General features: G+C 35.7%; 6 protein-coding genes. 4 read left to right on the top strand and 2 right to left on the bottom strand.

Features of this window, described 5'->3' with window-relative positions; all coding sequences use genetic code 11:
- Nucleotides 1-569: 569 nt before the first annotated feature.
- Together ACRD7B_RS14715 and purE are read right to left on the bottom strand one after the other, a co-directional pair.
- Entirely contained in the window at nt 570-1,868 is a 1,299-nt protein-coding gene (locus ACRD7B_RS14715; protein ID WP_430825336.1) for a hypothetical protein, read from the bottom strand.
- 365 nt (nt 1,869-2,233) lie between these two features.
- The gene (gene purE / locus ACRD7B_RS14710; protein ID WP_430825335.1) at nt 2,234-2,740 is read right to left on the bottom strand and encodes a 5-(carboxyamino)imidazole ribonucleotide mutase; all 507 of its coding nucleotides are present in this window, start codon (nt 2,738-2,740) and stop codon (nt 2,234-2,236) included.
- Nucleotides 2,741-2,965: 225 nt separating this feature from the next.
- Between purE and hpt the strand changes: the two genes are divergently transcribed.
- From hpt to ACRD7B_RS14690, 4 genes are all read left to right on the top strand, one after another.
- Entirely contained in the window at nt 2,966-3,502 is a 537-nt protein-coding gene (gene hpt / locus ACRD7B_RS14705; protein WP_430825334.1) for a hypoxanthine phosphoribosyltransferase, read from the top strand.
- A gap of 34 nt (nt 3,503-3,536) precedes the next feature.
- A complete protein-coding gene (locus tag ACRD7B_RS14700; RefSeq protein WP_430825333.1) occupies nt 3,537-4,112 on the top strand; it encodes an adenylate kinase in 576 nt (191 codons plus the stop codon).
- Nucleotides 4,113-4,187: 75 nt separating this feature from the next.
- Nucleotides 4,188-5,183, top strand: coding sequence for a GTPase ObgE (gene obgE / locus ACRD7B_RS14695; protein ID WP_430825332.1), 996 nt, complete (start codon nt 4,188-4,190; stop codon nt 5,181-5,183).
- Nucleotides 5,156-6,967, top strand: a complete 1,812-nt coding sequence (locus tag ACRD7B_RS14690; protein ID WP_430825331.1) for a MutS-related protein — start codon at nt 5,156-5,158, stop codon at nt 6,965-6,967. The genes obgE and ACRD7B_RS14690 overlap by 28 nt, the downstream gene beginning before the upstream one ends.
- Nucleotides 6,968-7,038: the final 71 nt, after the last annotated feature.

Here is a 7,038-nt window from a genome sequence, read left to right as displayed (position 1 = left end):
TGGGGTCTAATTTGAAATAAAAAACCAAACGCCCAATAAATGGGCGCTGTAGAAGAGAATTTTATGAATCCCGACTTTAGTCGGTTAATAGTGATAAAATATAATGTAACTACACTGTTTACTTAATCTTATATAAGATTTTAATTATCCGTTTTGAAAACAAATATAAACCGTACCAATAAAAAAGAGGAAATAATAAGTAAATTAAACAGAAATACAATTGCCTAATTATAAAACTACTATGATTAACGTATTGCCAAATATTATCAGGTAACAATGGTAGGTTCGCAGGTGCGATCCCCTGCAAAATATATGTCAATGTAAAATCATTACCCGAATTGTCCGTATACATTAGATATACAATTGGGACAAGAATACCTATTAGTAAAACCCATTTAATCAATCTATATCGAATTAAATTAAGTACATATAATAAGATGACAATTAATAAATAATAAAGTCCTACTTTTAAGGAATCATCGGTTATATCTCGATCATAAATTATCACAAATAACCAATATATTACATAGGCAATCAACCAGAGTAAAGACATTGTTTTTAATTGTTTGCTATTCATCACAATATTCCTCCATAAAATTTACAGCATTATATAAGTGCATATCATATAAAAAATCATCATCTTTTCCTTTATTATCGATATACCATCTTTCAATAAACTCAAGCGCGGCTTCAATTGTGTGATCAATAACGCCTTCTTTTACGAGACCAATGGCATTTTTCTCTCCATTTTTTTCTGTATAAAATTTGAGGTGGAAATTTGAATTATTTATTTCTGGAGACAAATAGGCAACATCAGAATTATCACTAGAATTAAATGCTTCATCCCAACCACTTATGTATCTTTCATAATTGTTTAATTTATTATATTTAGAATATAACCCACTGGATTTTTGAAAATTACACAAATTGCTTTTTAAATCTTTGTCTATTATCCCTAGATCATGAAACGCAGCTAGATTTGCTAAGCCAATAATATATTGTTCTTGTTCCACTGTCAATTGATCAATATTCTCATCAACAGTTGACAAATTAATAATACCATTAAAAGAATTGCAAAGTTCATCTTTCATTACCAATTTAATGGATGGATCTGTTGGTCTAGGGTCACTATTACCACCACCTCCAAAGCCAGAAAAGCCACCACCTCCTCCTCCTTCATCTTCTGGAGCTGCTGTAAAATGATATACGTAATGATAAGAGGTTTCGCACTCCCATCGTGCGTCAAGTAATGTCCAATCAGCATTGTAAACCTCCATGTAATAACAAGTCTGTCCAGTCACTACACTTTTTAGATTAGAACCTTCCGTTTCTTTGTTACCATAACGCACTTTGCCATAAGGAAAATAGGAACTTTCACCAAATATTTCAAAATCGGCCAGAATAAAAAGATCAATTACCTTCTCTAATGTCAAATTAGGTGCCTCTGTATTAATAAATTCATCAAAATAATTGCGGCGTAAAACATAGCCAAAAAAGCTATCTTCTTTTTGCACGGCAATTATTAAAGCTTTAACTTCTGTGTCCGTTTCAGTATATACTGGTATTTGCAGCACAGTTTCGTTATTAACTTCAAAATACCGTGCGTTGCTCCAATCGGCAAAACCTAATTCATTGGAAAATTCAGGCACAAAATTCACTTCATCATTATAGGCTTTAAGTTCCTCAATTGAATAAAGTGTAAAATCAACTTTAGCCGATTGTTCGTTACTTTTTAATAGTTGGAAATCAAAAAAGCTATCGGCCAAAGCATCATCCATTAGTTCTTGCTGTGGTGCATCTTTCTTTTCACACGCAAAACCCAAGCCTACTATCAATAGCAGACTTAACCATTTAAATTGTTTGTTCATCTGTTAGGTTGAAATTAAATGTTAATTACTTTTTTATCATAGATTAATACCCAAAATGTAAAATCGTAATACCTATTTTTTAAGCCGTTAGTCGTTGTATTCTTGTTAATAAATTAATAATAAGCAACTTAGTTTGTGTGAAATAATTTTATAAAAATGCCACATGCGTAATAGTAGGGTTTGACCAGTGTGATTTTTACATAAAAAAAGAGCTGTCCCTTCGAACAGCTCTTTTCTCTATGTTTTAATACCGATTGTATAATGAAATGAGGCTTATCTGCGTTGCACTTGAAAGACTCAATCATTATTACATCGGCATGCTACCAAAAGTCCACTTTCGTGGTTAAGATGATATTAAAGCATTACTAGTTTGTTTTAAACTTGTATTTTACTTCTTTAAGATCCTGGTTAGCCTTAACAATCTTGTCTTTTAAGCTTTCTTTGAAATCAGCTACTTTTTGTGCTAACGCTGCATCGCCTGTTGCAATGATTTGTGCCGCTAGTATACCTGCATTTTGTGCACCGTTGATACCAACAGTAGCTACCGGAATTCCGGGAGGCATCTGAACAATTGCCAATAAGGCATCTAGTCCGTCAAGGCTTGCATTGATAGGCACACCAATAACTGGTATTTTTACCATTGAGGCGATAACACCTGGTAAATGAGCGGCCATTCCTGCTGCAGCAATAATTACCTTTACTCCTCTGTTCTCTGCATTTTTAGCAAATTCTTCTACTTGCGAAGGTGTTCTGTGCGCAGATAATGCATTAATTTCAAATGGAATTTCAAGATCATTCAAAAAGTCAGCAGCTTTTTTCATCACCGGTAAGTCCGATGTGCTACCCATAATAATGCTCACTTGTGCTTGCATGTCAATTGGTTTATATGAATTAATAAAATATTCTTAACCTATTAATTGCCCACAAAAATAATTAAGAATCAATATAAAACATGAGCTTCCGTTTATTTTTTATACTTTTGCACCTTAAAATTTAAGGAGTTTCTTTTTAGAATCATAATTGTCAGTGTTTTATGTCTAAAAATTAATGATTTTAATTGAACTAGCTTAGGTAGTTGATTATAAAATTTTGTTACTATGAGTCGAGTTAAAGTATTAGATAAGGAATTTGAGTTATCAATACCCGAAACAGATATTTTAAAAGCTGTGGATGAGGTTGCAGAGCGAATTAATTCTGATTTGGACGGAAAAAATCCTTTGATGGTATGTGTACTTAACGGCTCATTTATGTTTGCATCTGATTTAATGAAACGCATTACTATCCCTTGCGAAATCTCTTTCGTAAAGCTTTCTTCCTACCAAGGCACTGGTTCAACAGGTAAAGTAAAAGAATTAATAGGGCTGAACGAGAATATTGAAGGACGAACAATTGTTCTTTTGGAAGATATTGTTGATACAGGTCTAACAATATGTAGCACAATTGATCAGGTTAAGGCCTTGGGGCCAGCTGATGTAAGAGTAGCTACCATGTTATTCAAACCTGATGCCTGTAAAAAAGAAGTAACCCTCGATTATGTTGGTCTAAACATTCCTAATGATTTCATTGTTGGATATGGGTTAGATTATGATGGTTACGGACGTAATTTAAAAAACATTTACACCGTAGTGGAGTAATTTATATTATTCATTTTATTAAGGAGTAACAACCATGCTCAATGTTGTCATATTTGGCCCTCCAGGATCAGGAAAAGGTACACAGGGTCAAAAAATTGCTGAGAAATATGAATTGGAACATGTTTCAACAGGCGAATTGTGTAGAAAAGCGATACACACAAATACACACGAAGGTGTGATAGCGAAAAGCTATATTGATAAAGGCGAATTAGTGCCCGATGAAACTATCATCGATATGTTGGATAGTTTTTTGGAAAAATTGCCGGTAGGTAAAGGGATAATTTTTGATGGGTATCCGCGTACCGTAGGACAAGCTGCCGCTTTAACCGAAATCATGAAAGAACATGGAACCAAAGTTTCTGTAATGTTGAATTTGGAGGTTGAGCGCGAAGAACTGTTGAACCGCCTCGCTAAACGTGGTGAAACTTCAGGAAGATCTGATGATAATTCAGGAACCATTCAGAAACGCCTGGAGGTATATGATGAGCGTACTTTGCCTGTAATTGATTTTTACAAGAAGAAGCGTTTATACAAAGCAGTACAAGGAGTTGGTGATATTGAAGAAATATTCGACCGCGCTTGCACCATTTTGGATAAGATTAAAAAATAATAAAGTAAGATAATATTAGCCACGGTAGTCTGAAGGATTATCGTGGCTTATTGTATCTTTAAAAAAACAATTGTTATGGCTGGATCAAATTTTGTTGATTACGTTAAGATATTCTGTCGTTCAGGTAAAGGAGGAGCCGGTTCTGCGCATTTGCGTCGCGAAAAGTTTGAGGCAATGGGTGGACCAGATGGTGGTGACGGTGGACGCGGCGGCCATATCATTGTGAGGGGTAATCGTAATTTATGGACCTTACTTCATTTAAAATATAAGCGTCACGTTTTTGCTACACACGGTGAAGCAGGTGGACGACAGACGTCAACAGGTGCTGATGGTGAAGATCGTTATGTGGAAGTGCCAATGGGTACCATAGCAAAGGATGCTGAAACAGGTGAAGTGCTTTTTGAAATTACTGAGGACGGAGAAGAAGTTGTCTTAGTAAAAGGTGGTCGCGGCGGTCGCGGCAACGATAGATTTAAGTCTCCGACCAATCAAACGCCTCGTTATGCACAACCTGGAGAAGACGGTATTGAAATGGCGGCTATTCTGGAGCTAAAAGTTTTGGCGGATGTTGGATTAGTTGGTTTCCCTAATGCGGGTAAATCTACTTTGTTATCCGTTGTATCTGCTGCAAAACCTGAGATTGCTGATTATCCATTTACAACTCTGGTTCCTAACTTAGGTATTGTGTCCTATCGCGATAATAAGTCATTTTGTATGGCTGATATACCAGGAATAATTGAAGGAGCTAGTGAAGGTAAAGGTCTTGGAATGCGCTTCCTTCGTCACATTGAACGTAACTCCATACTTTTATTTATGGTGCCGGCCGATGCCGACGACATTAAAAAAGAATACGAGATTCTACTTAATGAGTTAACACAATACAATCCTGAGCTTTTGGATAAGGAACGTATTTTAGCCATTTCGAAAACCGACATGTTGGACGACGAATTAAAGGCTGAGATCGAATCTGATTTGCCCGACTTACCATACGTTTTTATATCTTCGGTGGCCAATATTGGAGTTACTGAACTTAAAGACATGATATGGAAGAGTTTGATGGACAGCAATTAGTTGAAAAGTATCAAGAAAAAAAGCAGTTTTGGATAAATGAACTCACAGCTCTAAAAAAGCGTAGTTTGTTTGTGTCGTGGTTTCGACTCTTTTTCTTTGTGGCTACTTTTGCCGTTCCTTTCTATTTCTTTCAGGTTCTTTCGAGCGCATTTTTATTATCAGGTGTATTCTTTTTAGTTGGTTTTATAATCTTGGTATATTATGCCAATAAGCTTAGTTATCAACGAAAGTATGCTACCTATTATATTGAGTTGCTCGATAGGGAATTGCGTATTCAATCGGGCAATTGGACGGATGAAATTGATGGATCAGATCTAATTGATCCCAATCATGATTATTCGCACGATCTTGACTTGTTTGGCAAGGGCTCATTATTTCAATACATTAACCGAACGGCAACAAAGGCTGGTTATAAACGCTTGGCTTCAAAACTTAATAGCATCTCGCTCGATGCTGATGAAATCCGGACAAAGCAGGAAGGTCTACAGGAGTTGACTTCACTAGAGACATTCCGAGAGCAATTTTATGTGTTGGCTAGTTTTGTAAAAGATCGGAATAAGAAAGTAAAAGAGATTGATCCTACTTCGGTACCTGATATATCGTTTATTGGGAAAGGGATGAAGTCTCTGACTATACTATTTCCGATAATTACAACAATAGTTATAGCACTTTCTATTTTTGGGGTAATTGATTCAATTCTGATATTGTACCTGTTTTTTGCAGGTTTAATTATTACAGGTTCGGTGCTTCGTAAAATTAATTTGGTTCATAATGAAGTTTCAGCACTAGGCCGTTATTTGAGTAGATATTCCAACTTAATAGCTCATGTTGAAACACAATCGTTCGAGTCAGCCTTTCTGAAAAATTTGAGTAATCAATTAAAAACAGATGGAAAATCTGCAAGCCAGGTTGTCCGTGAATTGGGCAAGATCATTCAACTTTTTGATCAGCGATTGAATATGTTGATGGGGGCCATTCTAAATGGTTTATTTCTTTGGGATTTGAATGTTTGTTTGCGATTACGATCGTGGTATAAAGTGCATAATCAATCCTTAGTTGCGTGGGTTGATACTTTAAGTGAAATTGAAGCCCAAATAAGTTTAGCAAGCTTTTGTTACAATCATTCCAATGGTATTTACCCAACTTTGTCAGATACTATTGTTTTCGAAGCTAAATCTTTGGGACATCCTTTAATTCCAACTGAAGAAAGGGTGAACAACGATTTCTCCATTGGCAATGATCGACGCATATGTGTAGTGACAGGAGCTAATATGGCTGGTAAAAGTACTTTTTTAAGAACGGTTGGTTGTAATTTAGTGTTGGCAGGCAATGGTTGTATAGTCGTAGCAGAGTCTTTCACATATCGCTCCTTGCCTTTTGTTACCAACATGCGTGCTGTTGACAATTTGTTAAAACACGAGTCTTACTTTTTTGCAGAATTAAGCCGTCTACAAATGATCGTTGAACGTCTCAAAGAAAAAGGCGAAATATTCTTCATCTTGGATGAGATATTAAAAGGGACAAACTCGCACGACAAAACCACAGGTTCGCAGGCACTCATTAAGCAATTGTTAAAATTAAATGGCAGTGGTATTATTGCAACACACGATCTTGAATTAGGAGAATTGGCCGAAGAGCATCCGGGAAAAATATTTAATAATTGTTTTGAAGTGAGTTTTGTAGCTGATAATCTAGAATTTGATTATACATTGCGAGACGGTGTCACACAAAGTCATAACGCATCTTTTTTAATGCGTAAAATGGGCTTGATACCAAAGGCTTAAAGGGGTTTTTGTAAAGGGTGAAAGATCCAATTGTTAATAAACAAATTACGAAACATTTCTTGAATTAATTA

Source organism: Carboxylicivirga fragile, assembly GCF_050589805.1.
GTDB lineage: Bacteria > Bacteroidota > Bacteroidia > Bacteroidales > Marinilabiliaceae > Carboxylicivirga > Carboxylicivirga fragile.
The sequence above is the reverse complement of the archived record's forward strand: the minus strand, read 5'-3'. Positions and strand labels throughout refer to the sequence as shown.

Bases quoted from the DNA above. Each gene is read 5' to 3' on its own strand.
- ACRD7B_RS14715 (WP_430825336.1), bottom strand. From the start codon at position 1,868: ATGAACAAACAATTTAAATGGTTAAGTCTGCTATTGATAGTAGGCTTG.
- purE (WP_430825335.1), bottom strand. From the start codon at position 2,740: ATGCAAGCACAAGTGAGCATTATTATGGGTAGCACATCGGACTTACCG.
- hpt (WP_430825334.1), top strand. From the start codon at position 2,966: ATGAGTCGAGTTAAAGTATTAGATAAGGAATTTGAGTTATCAATACCC.
- ACRD7B_RS14700 (WP_430825333.1), top strand. From the start codon at position 3,537: ATGCTCAATGTTGTCATATTTGGCCCTCCAGGATCAGGAAAAGGTACA.
- obgE (WP_430825332.1), top strand. From the start codon at position 4,188: ATGGCTGGATCAAATTTTGTTGATTACGTTAAGATATTCTGTCGTTCA.
- ACRD7B_RS14690 (WP_430825331.1), top strand. From the start codon at position 5,156: ATGGAAGAGTTTGATGGACAGCAATTAGTTGAAAAGTATCAAGAAAAA.